Source organism: Methanosarcina baikalica (assembly GCF_031461075.1).
Classification (GTDB): Archaea; Halobacteriota; Methanosarcinia; order Methanosarcinales; family Methanosarcinaceae; genus Methanosarcina; species Methanosarcina baikalica.
This window is the reverse complement of the sequence record NZ_JAVKPK010000079.1, coordinates 1-15,005: the sequence shown is the minus strand read 5'-3', so window position 1 is coordinate 15,005 and position 15,005 is coordinate 1. Positions and strand designations below refer to the sequence as shown.

Below are 15,005 nucleotides of genomic sequence, written 5' to 3'. Positions count from 1 at the left end.
CCTACTTTCCGCAGATGTCCTTACAATTTTCACAATTTTTCTTGCTATCGTTTTTTCTGAAAACCTTCTTGGTTACTCAAACATATTTTTTTAAAATATCCCACGATTTTCGATCTTTTGCCTTCATTAAAAACTTCCAGCCCCCATTTTCCGAGGCTTCAGTTGATATACTAACTGCAGATTCGAATAATTCTCCAAAAACGATAACAAGAAAAATGTTATTTTTTTGAAGACATCTGCAGAATGTCGGGTACAATACCCAATTTTGATTTTTTATATTTAATTTTGTTTTTCCTCCCCCTTTTTACTGTTTTCAATTTATTATCTTTTCTTCAACTTTCGGTAGTATTTCCGGCTTTTTTCCGGCATAATTTATCCAGGAGCAAAACATTATCAAGCATCAGAGACCCGCTCCATCCGAGAGGGATTGCCCAGGCAGGTTTTCCTGTAGACTTGTCCACCTGTTCCGGGAGAAGTCCTGTACTGGTTGCGCCGGCAAGAGCCCATTTAAGGAACTGAATTCCTCCATCGGTCAGTTCTCTCACTTTTTCTGTGTGGCTATCCTCTTTTTCCTGGGGAATTTCATGTGTAGGGGCAAACATGATTTTTTCCTGGGGCATGTCGAGGGCAAGGGCAAACATTGCTTTCGAAAGCCAGAGAGTAGTCACTATCCATGGGTTTCCATCAATGTAACTGTCGTTTTCATACCTTCTGATCCCGTAACTCTCATTAATAGGCACTGAGAGCTTTTTCTGGATATTTTCTATCATAAACAGGATCATATCCTTTTCTACGGGGTCTTTTGGGGATAACATTCCAAAGGGGATATAGGCGCCCAAAATACTTGCATCAAGAGTTTTATCCAGTTTTTCGTTAATTATTCCTTTTGCAAAATAGCCTTCCTGAAGCCAAAAGCGATCAATTGTGGCCTGTTTAATGAATTCCGCCCTTTTCTTCCAGCGTCTTGCCATGCCAGATTCCCCATTTTCTTCAGCCAGGTGTGAAGCGCCCATGAGCCCTGCATAGATTGAAGCATTTGTATAAGTGAAAATCCCGTAATAAGTTTCCCAGAGGTCCATACAGCTTTCGTGAATTCCTGATTTGGTCCGCTTCATCAGGTATTCGGCAGCTCGGAGTATGGAAACCCAGACCTCGTCGAGAAACTCAGCTTTTGTGAGGCCTTCGAGGGTCCTGTAATAAATGTCCATGGAATGAAGTGTGTATCCGGTTTCATCGATCTGGGTCGAGTAATCAAAATTACCCCAGGAAGGAGCTATATCCCCATTGAGCCAGTAGCGCTGAAACCAGGAACCATTCGGGAGCTGGGTCTGGATACACCACTTGAAAAACATGTCACAGTACTCCGGATAGCCCGAATGCTTGAGTGCGAGCACAACTTCCGAGGTATCCCGGTTCCAGCAAAAACCATATCCTCCACATTTTTCAAAATTGGAATCAAACTCCGGAGCTGCCACAAAGGAACCATATTCGCGGTCGTTAAGAAGGTAAAGCATTAGAAGAGCCCGGTTGTAGGCACTGAACAGTTCCTGGCGCAGGTTTTCGTATCCTTCGATTCCCGGCATTTTGAGAACGTGCTTTTTAGAAAGCCACATAACCCAGTGTTCCCTGGTTTTTTCAAAAATATGTTCCAGAGGCAATTTAGAGAGCTCGTGCATCCTTTTATAAAGGAGATTTCTGGAAGATGCGGCGCCTATCAGGATAACAAACTCGTTTGCACCGTCAGCTTCCAGTTCAAGGTCCCAGCCAGCAGCATTATTAATGTTTCCTATGTCTTCTTTATTCCCCTGGAGTTTTCCATCTTCCATATCATATTTGGAATTTGCCCACCATATAGTGTCCATGGCCTTTCCAATCTGCCATTCAGTAAATTCGGGCAGGGAGTGAATCCCTATATAATAATTTTGCCAGTACTGCACGAGCAGGCGAGCCTCTGTATCACAAAAGCCGGAGTTTTTCTTAGACGTTTCTCCTACATTGAAATTTGAATAGTAGAAGAATTTCCCTGAAATTTTTTGCTGGGATTGAACCTTAAATCTGCGGATGAGAACAGGCACATCCGGATGCACCAGGTCCAGAATCGAAATCCGAATTCCTGAGTCATGATATAGTTTTGTGGACACGATATTGGTATCTTCTATATAATTCTGTATGCAATGCCAATCGTTATCGTTTGTCCAGAGAAGTTTTTCTCCTGTGTGAATGCAGGCAACGGATTCTTCTACGTGCTGGGCATGATCTCTGCGGGGGTAAAATAAACCTAAGATATCCCCCTTTCTTCCCATAGTTACGAGAAGTTCGTCATTTCCTAGAATGACATTCGGTTGTTTGATCACCGGGGATCCCCTCTTGTCTGGTATTCCTGGCTTGAGCCGGAGGGCGCCAGCGAAATTATGTGTTCGCAGACCTGCTTTCCTGTGGCTTTACAGCTGACCTCCCTCACACTTATGTTCTTTCCAAAATATTCGGTCAGGTAACCCGCAAAGTAACCGCTCATGAAAGCACAAACAGGCTGTTCCGACGCACCGTAAACGTCGGCTATAAATGAATCTTTCACAACGATTTTCCCTTCATAAGTCTCAGGATTACAGTCGATTTCCAGGATTCCCCATCCAACAGCTCTGTAGAGTTCCGCAAGCACGTTTGCGAAATTACTGTCATTAAGAGGCATGATGCTCTTGAAATATTTCGCTGCGTGAATCCCTCCCTTAAGTCCTGAAATTGTGAGAAGCCCCTCTGCATGCGCCACATTTTCATTCAGGGTTTTAATGATATCAACAATTGTAAGTGCCCTCGCCGCAACTCCCCTAACTCCTATGACATTGAGGGGAAAGTCCACGGAATAGATCATCCCGTATTTTGAAATCCCGTATTCTACTTCACTTACAACTTCAAGATTCTTTATTTTTTGGGCGAGATTCCCCGGGTCAACATCTTCATTAAGTTCTGTAAATACTGAATACTCTCCTGCTTTTTGTGTAATGTTGTCCAGATGGCCAAACATAATGAATGCATTCTCTTTTTCCAGAAAATCGGTTATTAAGGATAAAGATCCGGGTTCTTTCAAATAAATAATCTTGAACCATGCAATCTGCGAATTTTCATTAAAGCCTGCAAACATGAATAAGTCTCTAACCATGCGACTCAAACTCCCATGAATTAGTGTGTGTATATTTCATTAAGCTAGTGTGCTAAGTTTCCTGAATACCTGGGCTTTGAAATCCATAAGTACGGCCATGAAATTAACTGCTGCATCGAAAGGTGTGGAATGGACACTGAAATAAGAATGTACATCCCCATCTCCGAGCCACTTAGTACACATATAGTAATAGTGGTCCGAGGTCAGCAGGTGTTTCCATATACGTAAGATTTCAGGATCTCCTGTTTTTTTTACAAAGGGCTCAAGCAGCTTCATCTCTTCTAAACAACGTCTTTGCATATCGTTTCCAAGCCATGCGCTGGTATCACGTTCCGTATCAGCCCAGGAAATGGTGGAAGAATCTCCTACATCTACCTCGGCTAAGGATGAGTATTTTTCGACAATTTCGAGAGGAGTACTGAAATTCAGGCGAGTCTTGAGGACTTCTCTAGGCAGTTCTTGCAAAAAGGTAAAAATTCCGGTCTCTTCCCACTGGTGCTCTCCAAAGGTCTCATAATCCATAAAGATATTAACGCAATCTTCGTTAATCCCTGAAGCCCATAATGCCCATTTTTCCGCAGTCAAAGGGTAACCTTCCCACCACCTTGCCGAAAAGCGATATCCTATATCATCACTCAGCTTATAGTTCCTGAAGATAATGGGAAGTCCTGAGCCTTTTGCCCTGTAAAGCACATTAGGAGATCTTCCGTCAAGCATATGGTCCGCACCTTCAGTAAGAATCGCCCTGTAACCGAGATCCGAAACAATCTTTGCTATTGTATTATTGTATAGCAGTTCTGTATTCCGGAATACCTGAGGTTTAACTCCAAGAAGGTCAAATACAGATTCTCTATGTTCCTTTATCTCTTCGATAAATTCTGTTTTGTCTTCAAAAAGGCTTGAGAGAGAATGATAAAATGTCTCGTCCAGGAACTCCACTGCTCCTGTTTCCGCCATCTGCCGGAAGCCTTCAAGCACATCTTTTCCCCAGAGTTCGCATTGTTCGAGCAGGGTCCCGGTAACAGAAAGAGAAAACCTGAACTCTCCTCTATGCTCATCAAGAGAATCCAGAAGGACCCTATTTGCAGGGATATAGCATTTCCTGGCTACTCTCTCAAAGATTTCCCTGTTACTTCTTTCGTCAAAATAACGGAAAAAGCCTGATCTGTCATCAGGCCAGAACCTGCGCAGTCTGAAAGGCTGATGAACCTGGAAACACATGCAAACTGAAGTCATGTTCCCTCCTCCAGGACAGCTCTCCTGAAGTCGGACAGGATGGAAAAATAATTTACAGCCCTTTCATACCCTTCTCTTATGTTTCCGGAGTCCATGGAAAAGAGTATTTCGCTCTGCTGGAGATAACCGAATACCTGTTTCAGTTTCCGGTAATCCTTATTTTCCTTAATCCCCGATAGTTCCTCTCCAATTCTTACCAGTTCTCGCAGGTAAAGCTGCTGGGCATGGTTTCCTACTGCGTTATGCATTCCATAACGGATCGTCTGTTCTGTTCCAAGGGTAGGGAGCCTTAAAGGCATAAATTTCTTTACAGCTTCAGATGGCGTGAGCATTTCAATACCCCGGACTTTGAGGGCCTCTGGAAAACTCCGGATAAAATCCGCTATGGTACTCTTATTCCTGTAATGAAGGCAGAGATTTGTATAATTAATATAGAGGGTCAGGACATCTCCTTCCATACTTGCAATCCAGTCCGCGAACTTTTCCGGAATAAGAGGGTAGCCTTCCCACTCTTTTTCTGAAAAACGCAGCTCAAGATCTTCGCTGAGGTTTATATGCCTTAACAGAGTTGGAAGGTGGTTTTCAAAAACGTGTACAGGGTCATATCCATTCATAAGGTTCCTGGAACCTTCGGCAATAAGGCAGCTGAAACCCATCTCAGCAAGCATGCTTCCTACTCTTTCAGTGTACAGGAGTTCGGTATTTACGAAAGTCTCCGGGGTTACTCCTAATAGTTCCCGAAGCATTTCCCTGTAGTTGAGCACTTCCTCCTTAAACCAGGATAAATCGGGATACAGTGAACTCAGGGAATGATAAGTGCAACTCCCTGTAAATTCCACACTTCCGCTTTCCCCGAGTTCGAGGAAAGATTCTATAAGTTCAGGGTCCCACCTGCATTGTTCAAGGAAAGGTCCGGATAGATCAAAGGAGTACTTCCCTCCTTTTTCCACGGATTCCAGAATCAGGTCATTAAGGCGCAGAAGTTGTCTGCTTGTTTTTAAAAATCTTGAAAAAATACGGTTCCGGTCAAAATACCGGTCCATTTCAGGCACCCCGGAAAATCCCTCTACAGGCCAGTACCACTTGGGACTGTAAGGCAGATGCACTCCCATACAGATGCATACAGCTTTCATAACAAGGTAATCTAGTGCGGAAACCTACTAAAAACTATTGTTTGGGTTAATTCCCGCATTTCACAACGGAATTGGAAAAATACCATCGATAAGACAGAATTTGTAATTCTTTTAATTTTGACTCTCCCGTTCAAAAGCAAGTGTAATTTTTCATCAAAATTCCAATTAAAACCCCAAAAAGCCGCAAATTTTGTTGAAGAGTTTGTCTCAACTATTTTATTTTTAATAATTAAGAGTTTTCAGGTTTGCTTTCCTGGTCAGTAACGTGGTAGATTATTCGAGATATAGTATTTAAAAAAGCAAACTTTGGACATTAATATGAATTCTTATCAAAAATAGATTACTTATAAAAAATAGATTAAAAAAGATGAGATATTATCCCATCATAAATCTTGTAAGGCTGCCATATGCATCGGAGACTTCTTTTAGAGAGAGGGAAATTTCGAAATCTTTTCCTTTGATTTCCAGGGTAGTGCCTTCAACCTTGCCGACGACTATGTGAGGTACATCTTTGAGGATTTCCAGTACAGCGTCAGGCTCGCCTGTAGCAAGCAGAGCTCTTGCAGGAGCTTCTGAGAACAAAAGTTCATCAGTCTGCATTTCTGCAATTTCACTCAGGTTTACTTTTGCACCTACATCTCTACACATCTTTGCAAGCCCTGCAACAATCCCTCCAAGGGAAAGGTCATGTGCCGAACTGAGTTTTCCGCTCTTGACAGCTTCGATAACTGCTTTTATTATCTTCGGGGCATTTTTCGGGACCTGAGGAACTTTTCCTGCATTCTGGGCACCGAAACAGGCATAATATTCGGAACCACCCATTTCCGCTGTTGTTTCTCCTACCAGGATAATGCTGTCTCCGGATTTTGCAAAGAAACCTGAGGGAAGGGGGGTTTTAAGGTCTACCTTTCCTATCATCCCTATTGAGGGAGTCGGGGGAATTGCAGTCTTAAACTCGTCGCTTTCGTTATACAGAGATACATTTCCTCCCACTACTGGAATCGAAAGTTCCCTGGCTGCATCTCCAAGGCCAAGTACGGCGTTTTTAAATTGCCAGTAAATTTCCGGACGATCGGGGTTTCCAAAGTTCAGGCAGTTTACAATGACAAGCCCTTCAGCACCTTTTACTGCAAGGTTCATGGCGTTTTCGACAATCGCGGTCTTTCCCCCGTTGTAGGGGTCAAGAAGGGTAGCTCTTGGCTGGCAGCCGCAGGAGAGTGCAATTCCTTTCTTATCGGTAATCTTGAGCACGCCAGCGTCTTCTCCGGGTTTGGCAACCGTTCTCAACTGAACCTCATGGTCGTATTGTCTGTAGATCCATTCTTTTGAGGCAATGTTATAGGAGGACAGGACTTTCAGGAAAGCTGCTTTCAGGTCTTTCGGAGTTTCGGGTTTTTTGTCTTCTTCAGTCTGGAGAGCAGGGGCTATCGACGGCTTATCGCAGGTAGGGGCTCCTTCGGTCAGGAAACCGATCGGAATGTCAGCAACTATTTCCCCCCTGAATTCAACTGTGTAATTTGGCTCTTCTGTCAGATACCCGACTACAGCTCCATTAAGGTCATACTTTGAGATCAGAGCAAGTACAGCATCGACGTTTTCAGGGGCTACTTCAAAGAGCATGCGTTCCTGAGACTCGGCAAGCAGGATTTCATAGGCATTCATATTGGGTTCACGTTGGGGCACTGCATCTGTAATAATACGGGCACCGAGCCCTCCCTTTGCAGCCAGTTCCGAACTTGCCCCTCCAAGGCCTGCAGCTCCAAGGTCCTTGCAGGATTTTATATAGCCTTTTTCCATGGCTTCCAGGGTCATTTCTATTACAAGTTTTTCGGTATATGGATCTCCAACCTGGACGCTTGGGCGGTCTTCGGCTTCGGCTGATTCGGAAAGGTCCCTTGAAGCAAAGGAAGCCCCTCCAAGCCCGTCTTTTCCTGTGCTGGAACCTGCAAGTACAAGCTTGTTTCCAGCTTTCTGGGAGCGAGCCGTCACGATATTTTCTTCACGGCAGAGCCCTACTGCAACCACGTTTACAAGCGGATTTCCGCTGTAATTCCTGTCAAAGAAAGTCTCACCATTAACCACAGGCACTCCTATGCAATTCCCATACCCTGCGATTCCCTTAATTATCTGCTCGAAAAGAAAGAGATTTTTAGGGGTGTCCAGAGGCCCGAAATAGAGAGGGTCCATAAGGGCTATAGGGCGGGCTCCCATGGAAATTATGTCCCGGACGATGCCTCCTATGCCCGTCGCTGCCCCGTTGTAAGGGTCTACATATGAAGGGTGGTTGTGGCTTTCCATGCCTATGGCAAGTACGTATCCATCTTCGAATTTTATGATTGCAGCGTCGTCCCCGGGGCCTATAATTACATTCTCGCCCGTAGTAGTGAAGGTTTTCAGGAGAGGGGCACTTGAGCGGTAGGAGCAATGTTCGCTCCAAAGGTTTAAAAAGCAGCCCTGTTCTACCAGGGTGGGCTCTCGCCCGAGTTCTTTTTTAATTATCTTAAGGTCTTCTTCAGGTAACATTGCCTTGCCTCTGATTCTTAATCCTCTTTCGGATGCCAAAGCTTCGGTTTTTTCTGATAAATCATTCTCTGAAATTCAGGGTTTTCAGTGTAGCGTTAACAGACTATGCCGACATAAAGGGACAAGGATTAGATAAATATTTCTCACCTACTCGAGTCTCTTCTCGGCAGAGTTGTGGATCCCTAATTGCGCTTCGGGAGTACGCTGTCCTTCCCGAGGTCCTCTTCGGGATTACAGGAAATCGGAGATTTTCTGGGAGTTGCGATGTAATCGCAACAGCACGGGGTCCTTTTCACTGCGCTAGGACTAATTTATGGCACAGAAATTTTCGCGTCTTTCCATATTTTTCGTGGTTACAGAATCTGGAGTGATTTTGCTTGCTTTCCGTGGTTATATAGTACGGAATAAGTTATACTCATCATCTTTAAAATTTGGAATTTATTACCTTGAAATACAAGGCAATAGCCTGAAATAATTGTGAAAACTAAATCCTGAGAAGTATAAGTACGAGTATGAATTTCTCTTTTGAGAATCAGTTATTTCTTCAAAAGTATTGAACTGAAAAAAGGTACGTAAAATAAAAAGTAGATATATTTAAAATAAAGTGGATAAAAAATTAGATTTGCTGGATCATTTTTTCCACTTTTACTCCGGTTTCGCTCAGGGAGTACATTTCTTCTTTTTTTGTGATTAATTCTTTCTCTTCAAGCTCTTCGAGAGTTTTTACGATGGTTGGATATACCACTCTCAGGGTTTTCGATATTCTTTTTCCTTCCATTTCCCCTTTTGAGGAAAGTAAGGAGAGCACTTTTTGCCTTACATTATTTCCGTTTACAAAACCTATTAATTCGTTCATCAGGTGCCCCCGGATATTCACGACTTCATTCAACAATTTTATACTAATATATTTATATAATAAGGGTACATATATATCTGGTTATATAAGTTATAGAAATAGATGGAATTCAAGATATATCTAACTTCTTGCTGGCTAAGAAGAGTTCTTTAAGGCAAAGACGGAGATTTTAGGGCCTTTCCTTTTCGGCTTGAAACCAGTTTCTGAGCGTTTACCCCAGGAATACTCTCTGTAGAACTCCAAATTTTTCGCTTGCTGCCTGCGTTCTTTACTCGATACTATATTCTTAAATTTTACTCTACAAACTTATATACTATTTATTTACTCTACAAACTTATATACTATTTAATATGATAAACTTAAATAAATAATAACGTCCTGGCTGGCTTTTTATGCGGTTGGGAATTTCTGGCTAGTAACTGAAATTCAGCATAAAGTGCCTGAAAAATACCATTAGGCTTTAATATCATCATTGATAAGTACTTTATATCTATTCAGCTATTTTCAGATGTAAATTACATAAACAATGATTACAAATTTGGAGGATATACCAACAAATGAGCAGCGGAATGTGCCCGGTATGCGGGCTTCCAAAAGAACTTTGCATATGCGAAGAGGTTGCAAAAGAGCAACAGAGAATTACTGTAAAAGTTAACAGACGAAGATACGGAAAAGAAGTTACCGTTGTAGAAGGTTTCGATGCCAGTGAAATCGATCTTCATGAACTGTCAACTTATCTCAAATCAAAGTTTGCATGCGGCGGCACAGTAAAAGGAAATACTGTGGAACTTCAGGGTAACCATCTGACCCGCATGAAAGAAGTCCTCATGGAAAAGGGTTTCTCTGCTGAGCAAATTAAAAACTAATCCCTGACCAGCCCCCATGGTAGACCGGGCCTGAGAAATGGTAGTAACATTTCCAGGTTCGGAATTGTATATATTTTTGCCGGTTTTTTGATAGCATGTATTTTCCATAACGTGTATTAAGGAAGACATGGTTCCTACTCGAAAAACACAAATACCCGGGTATATAAATGGTCAGAGGGGTACGTTTCGTAAACTCTTCTTGTCTATGCAGGTGTTGGTCTTCCATGAAAACAACATGTGAAATTATGGTGCAGAAAGTCTTGCCCGCAATCCGGGCCGAGCTTTCCAGGACAATGATTTTTGATCATGGGTGCACGCAGCAGGATGTAGCGGACATTCTGGAACTCTCAAGCGCTGCGGTGTCCCAGTACGTGAGTGAAAAACGTGGGGCTGAGATTGGTTTTTCCGATGAGACCCAGTACGAGATTCGAAAATTTGCATCAGTGCTTCTAGGTCAAGATTTGTCCTCTCAGGAAAAGGCAAAAAGCATGTGCGGTATTTGCAGCTTTGTTCAGAAATCCGGTTGGCTGTACAAGCATGCTCCTGGAGCTAAAGCCTGTATCATATGTGAGGATACGGATTTAAAGTGAATGGAAAACTGTGTATTAAATGTAAAGGAAAAGGACTTTGCGGGCGTCCACGTTGCCCAATCCTTGAAAAATTCAAGTCCTTTCAATCAATTGCTCCTGTAATCTCAGGAGATTCTGTTTTTGGAGCATCTCCCCCTGCTCTTTTTGTTGGAAGCTATGGTTACCCCAGGGTGTCTGCAGGTCCACTCATTCCCCCTTTAGTAAAGGATAGCGAAGCCTCCATTTTTGAAGATCCTTCAGCCTGGGCAAACATGCAGATTGAAGATATAATCTCCATGCGTTCCCGTCTGGTCAGAGCAAACACAAATCTGCATGTAAAGGACGCACGCAGCAAAGAGAACCCCCTACTTGTAAAGGCTCAGGAGCTTGCTCTCTCCAAAAAGCCGGTAGATACTGAAGCCTGGTTTTTCAAAGCCCCCAAACAAGAACTCAAATTCGATTCCGTGCTCACACCTATGGGCCCTTCAGGCCTTGTGAAAAATTTTGAGCTCGCAGAAAACCCGAATGTCCCGAGAAAAGTGGATTATCTCGTTTACGACACTGACGCCCTGGCAAAAGACGCCGTGCTTGAACTCTACAAAGGAGACATCCCGGCTGAACACATTACGCGCCTGCTTTCCATTGGCCTGCTCGGAAAAGAACGAAAAATCGTACCCACCCGCTGGTCAATCACAGCCGTGGACGATATGGCGGGAAAGGAACTTACAGCCCGCATAAAAGATTTTTCATGGATCCCGGAGATTCAGCTTTTTAGCGGGATTCATTTCGGAAACCATTTTGAAATCCTTATCCTTCCAAGGGCCTATTCCTTCGAAATAATTGAAATCTGGCTCCCAAAAGCAGTCTGGTCTGGAGAATCAAGCTGGATTGGGGAAGACAGTGAGGACCATGAAGGGAAAAAAGGATATTCTTCCCTTGCAGGAGGTTATTACGCCGCAAGGCTGCCTGTGCTTGAGTACCTTACGGAAATCAAAAGACAGGCTTCCGTTTTCGTGCTCAGGGAAATAACTCCGGATTACTGGGCTCCCCTTGGGGTCTGGGTTGTCAGGGAAGGCATGAGAAACGCTCTCCGAAACCCTCCACAAAAATTCGATTCGCTCGAAGCCGCAGTTTCATACCTCGCAGGCAGGGTAAACACACCGAAAGCAGAATGGATACAGCAGGCAAAAATGCTTTCGGATTTCCGTTTCCAAACGACTCTGGATTTCTTTTTTAAGGCGTAAATAAAGTTAAAAATAAAAGTTAAAAACAAAATAATGTAAATAAACAAAATTATTATTTACAAAGTTAATATGGAAGTTTTTGAAGGCTTTTCTCAGGCTTATTCAAGCTTCGATTTTGGTTTATTCGAATATTTCGGGCACTATACGCCTGGCAATTTCCTGGTAAGCTTTGGAAATATCGCCTTTGTCAAACCTGAAGACATCTTTATCCATGGATTGCCCTGTCTTCTTGTCCCAGAACCGGCAGGTGTCGCAGGAAATCTCGTCTGCAAGGATAATATCTCCATCCCTTCTTCCGAACTCCAGCTTGAAATCAGGAAGTAAGATACCTTTTTCATCCAGGTAAGGCACAAGCAGTTCATTGATCCTCAGGGCGAGTTTCCGGAGTATAGCAAGTTCCTCCCGTGTTGCAAGCTCAAGTGCAAGAGCAATATCGTCATTCAGCATGGGATCTCCGTATTCGTCGCTCTTGAAATCAAAAACGAGAACAGGAGGTTTGAAAACAATACCTTCTTTCATTGGGTATTTTTTCGTAATTGAGCCTGCGGCAATGTTCCTGACAATTACTTCAATTTTTATGATTTCGACTTTCTTTACGAGCATATCAATGTCTGAAAGCATTTCTACAAAGTGGGTCTGAATTCCCTCTGCTTCGAGCATCTCAAAGAGCTTTTTTGAGATCTGGGCATTGTAATACCCTTTCTTTTCCATTTCCCCTTTTTTCTCTCCGTTAAATGCAGTCAGACTGTTACGGAATTCGGCAATAAGGGTGTCAGGATTATCTGTCTTGTAGATAGTTTTTGCTTTCCCTGAATAGAGCTGTTCTCTTGTCATGCAATTGTCCTCTCTAGGGATGATTCTTGATTTCCTTAGATAGAGAGATCTTCGGAATGATAGTTTTAATATAGGAGTTCTGATAATGCAAAAGTTTTGATAATGCTGAGTATTCCGGAAACAAATCGAGTAAATCAGATACTCCCCGAAACACGAGTACACTTTACGGGGGCTGTCCGGTCATTTCCAGAATTCACAATCCCTCTCTGGAAATTGAAGTGTTTTCCGGAGTCGGCAAAGGCTTTTTCCAAAAAAGTGCTCTTAATTCCCGAAAGAGATAGAGTAGATGATAACGGCTTCTGCTAGATAAAGTTATCATCTCCAGCCGGCTTTCTCTCTCTACTGTCGGCTGTTTCGTAAATTTTATCTTTGAAGAAAATCAATTACTAGGTTTAGCAACTTAAAGAATGATTTAAGAACCTACCGCATTTGAGTGCCCAACACTTGATAATGGACTAATCTATGTACGCAACGGGTAAAAATATGTCAGGCACCATACTAGACATCGTAGAACTGCTGCTGACCGCAGAGATCTATAACCGCTATCCAGAGCTGGATGTAAACGACCTCCCCAAGAATATTCGGAAAAACTACTGGAACAGCACAGGAAAAACAGTTCCCAAACCCATTACAGCTACATTTATCAGGATCGAAAAACTGTACGGGGTTAAGGACCTCGAAATAATCGTAAGGAACATTCCTTTCATAATTACTGATAAGTCTCATTTTGAACTTCGTCTGAGTGCTTTCGAACTTGCCGCGGAATGGTTTGAAAAGCAGGAAGGTTCCCAGGAAAGGATTGAAAATAACCCTGTCCTGGCCTACTATTTCGGAGAAATAAGGAAGGTTAAAGCTGCAAATTATGCGCTTGCAAAGGCAAAAATAAGGCCGAAGGAGGTTGACAGGGAGTGGATAGAGTCCCTGATAGCTGAAATCAGGAAAGAAGACAAAAGCGAAGAGATGCTTAAACTCGTGGTCATTGTCGCCCCTGAGGACGTAAAGCAGAAAATCAGAGATCTTGTACTCACCGAGGAGCAGGAGAATGAAATTGAAAAGATCATGAAAGCCATCCAGCACAGGGAATACCTGCGGGAGATAGGCCTGCATGATATAGGAAAACTTCTTTTCGTCGGGCCTCCAGGGACCGGAAAGACCTCGGTTGCCCGTGCGCTTTCAGAGCAACTCTCCATTCCGTTTGTTGAGGTCAAACTCTCCATGATAACAGACCAGTATCTTGGTGAGACTGCAAAGAACATCGACAGAGTCTTTTTGCTTGCAAAAAAATTGAATCCATGCATTCTTTTTATAGATGAGCTGGATTTCATGGCAAAAGCGAGGACATCTGACGAAAATGCTGCCATCAAGAGAGCAGTCAATACTCTTCTTAAGGCCATCGACGAAATCAGCCTCGTGGAGCATGGGGTCCTCCTTATTGCCGCGACCAACCATCCCCGTATGCTTGACAGTGCGGCATGGAGGCGGTTTGACGAAATAGTTCATTTTCCTCTCCCTGACCTCGATATGCGTAAAAATATCCTGGACATCGTAACCCGGCACATCGAAGGGGACTTTGATACAGGGGAAATTGCGGAATTGACTGAGGGCTATTCGGGTTCGGACCTGCGTATGGTCATAAGGGAAGCTGTCCTGAGTGCTCTTTTGGAAGAACGCAAAGTACTCACCCAGCAGGACTTGTTGGAGGCAGTAAAGTCTTTTGACGAAAGGGCTGGCCTCAAATCTGAAGACTACGAAAGGAAAACGGGAACATGAAGCTAACACTGTTTGGGACCGGCGATGCTGTCGGAACTCCTAAAATAGGATGCAACTGCCCGACCTGCGTGGACGCCCGAAACGGTGGAAAGAGTCAGCGACTTCGTTCTTCTATCCTTGTAGAGTCCGATAAGGGTAAAATTCTTATCGACACCAGCCCTGATCTCAGACAGCAATTCCTCAAGCAAAATCTTTCATGTATAGATGGGGTTATCTGGACCCATGGGCACTACGACCATTACTCCGGATTCGGGGAGTTCTACCGGGTTCAAAATACCGTTGACGTCTACGGAATTCCTGAAACTCTTGAATATATAAACCAGTATGTCTCCTTCCTTAAACCGAGGTATCATTATGTAAAGCTCTATGAGCCATTCGAGCTAATCGGGCTGCAGTTTACCCTGTTTAGGGTAAATCATCCTCCTGTGGAGGTTCCTATAGGGGTTATAATCCGCGAAGGCAGTGCAAAAGTAGTGGTTACCGGAGATACAAACTCGAAGATTCCCGAAGCCAGCCTGGAGCTTATGAAAAACCCAGACCTTCTTATTGCCGATGCTATAGTCCCTCCCCATATCCATATCAAAAAGCACATGAATTCAGAAGAGGCTATGGCGCTTGCAGAAAATCTCAATGCAAAAGAAGTAGTTTTAACCCATCTCAGTCATCTCTTCCGTCCCCATCATATCGAATCAATATTTTTACCCCTGGGATATGACGGGCAGGTCTTTGAGTTCTAAAACCTTTTAACATATTTTAATTCTTTCTATAACTCCCGCTTAAATTGATCCGGGATCTTTCTTTAACGCGATCTTTCTTT

General features: G+C 43.3%; 12 protein-coding genes. 5 read left to right on the top strand and 7 right to left on the bottom strand.

Going from position 1 to position 15,005, the window contains the following annotated elements; all coding sequences use genetic code 11:
- Positions 1 to 332: 332 nt before the first annotated feature.
- The 6 genes from RG963_RS14545 to RG963_RS14520 all read right to left on the bottom strand — a co-directional run bounded on the left by RG963_RS14545 (position 333) and on the right by RG963_RS14520 (position 8,905).
- Entirely contained in the window at positions 333 to 2,354 is a 2,022-nt protein-coding gene (locus RG963_RS14545) for a glycoside hydrolase family 15 protein (protein WP_310577007.1), read from the bottom strand.
- Positions 2,351 to 3,157, bottom strand: a complete 807-nt coding sequence (locus RG963_RS14540) for a V4R domain-containing protein (protein WP_310577006.1) — start codon at positions 3,155 to 3,157, stop codon at positions 2,351 to 2,353. Before RG963_RS14540 ends, RG963_RS14545 begins: the two co-directional genes overlap by 4 nt.
- Positions 3,158 to 3,196: 39 nt before the next feature.
- Complete coding sequence (locus RG963_RS14535; protein ID WP_310577005.1) at positions 3,197 to 4,393, bottom strand: glycoside hydrolase family 57 protein; 1,197 nt, start codon at positions 4,391 to 4,393, stop codon at positions 3,197 to 3,199.
- Positions 4,390 to 5,526: a glycoside hydrolase family 57 protein gene (locus tag RG963_RS14530; protein ID WP_310577004.1), complete on the bottom strand. Its 1,137-nt coding sequence runs from the start codon at positions 5,524 to 5,526 to the stop codon at positions 4,390 to 4,392. The genes RG963_RS14535 and RG963_RS14530 overlap by 4 nt, the downstream gene beginning before the upstream one ends.
- A gap of 375 nt (positions 5,527 to 5,901) precedes the next feature.
- Entirely contained in the window at positions 5,902 to 8,049 is a 2,148-nt protein-coding gene (purL, locus tag RG963_RS14525; protein ID WP_310577008.1) for a phosphoribosylformylglycinamidine synthase subunit PurL, read from the bottom strand.
- Positions 8,050 to 8,665: 616 nt separating this feature from the next.
- Positions 8,666 to 8,905 (bottom strand): transcriptional regulator, encoded by a 240-nt coding sequence (locus RG963_RS14520; RefSeq protein ID WP_310577003.1) that lies wholly within the window; start codon positions 8,903 to 8,905, stop codon positions 8,666 to 8,668.
- A gap of 557 nt (positions 8,906 to 9,462) precedes the next feature.
- On the opposite strand from RG963_RS14520, the gene yciH reads away from it, so the two are divergent.
- The 3 genes from yciH (at position 9,463) to RG963_RS14505 (ending at position 11,584) form a co-directional block, all read left to right on the top strand.
- The gene (gene yciH, locus RG963_RS14515) at positions 9,463 to 9,771 is read left to right on the top strand and encodes a stress response translation initiation inhibitor YciH (RefSeq protein ID WP_011032808.1); all 309 of its coding nucleotides are present in this window, start codon (positions 9,463 to 9,465) and stop codon (positions 9,769 to 9,771) included.
- A 224-nt stretch (positions 9,772 to 9,995) separates the two neighbouring features.
- Positions 9,996 to 10,361, top strand: coding sequence for a transcriptional regulator (locus RG963_RS14510; RefSeq protein WP_310577001.1), 366 nt, complete (start codon positions 9,996 to 9,998; stop codon positions 10,359 to 10,361).
- The gene (locus tag RG963_RS14505; protein ID WP_310577000.1) at positions 10,358 to 11,584 is read left to right on the top strand and encodes an Nre family DNA repair protein; all 1,227 of its coding nucleotides are present in this window, start codon (positions 10,358 to 10,360) and stop codon (positions 11,582 to 11,584) included. The genes RG963_RS14510 and RG963_RS14505 overlap by 4 nt, the downstream gene beginning before the upstream one ends.
- 120 nt (positions 11,585 to 11,704) lie before the next feature.
- Here RG963_RS14505 and purC read toward each other — a convergent pair whose 3' ends face one another.
- Positions 11,705 to 12,418 (bottom strand): phosphoribosylaminoimidazolesuccinocarboxamide synthase, encoded by a 714-nt coding sequence (purC, locus tag RG963_RS14500; protein ID WP_310576999.1) that lies wholly within the window; start codon positions 12,416 to 12,418, stop codon positions 11,705 to 11,707.
- Between the two features lie 483 nt (positions 12,419 to 12,901).
- On the opposite strand from purC, the gene RG963_RS14495 reads away from it, so the two are divergent.
- Together RG963_RS14495 and RG963_RS14490 are read left to right on the top strand one after the other, a co-directional pair.
- The gene (locus tag RG963_RS14495; protein WP_310576998.1) at positions 12,902 to 14,188 is read left to right on the top strand and encodes an ATP-binding protein; all 1,287 of its coding nucleotides are present in this window, start codon (positions 12,902 to 12,904) and stop codon (positions 14,186 to 14,188) included.
- Positions 14,185 to 14,925, top strand: a complete 741-nt coding sequence (locus RG963_RS14490) for an MBL fold metallo-hydrolase (protein ID WP_310576997.1) — start codon at positions 14,185 to 14,187, stop codon at positions 14,923 to 14,925. The genes RG963_RS14495 and RG963_RS14490 overlap by 4 nt, the downstream gene beginning before the upstream one ends.
- Positions 14,926 to 15,005: the final 80 nt, after the last annotated feature.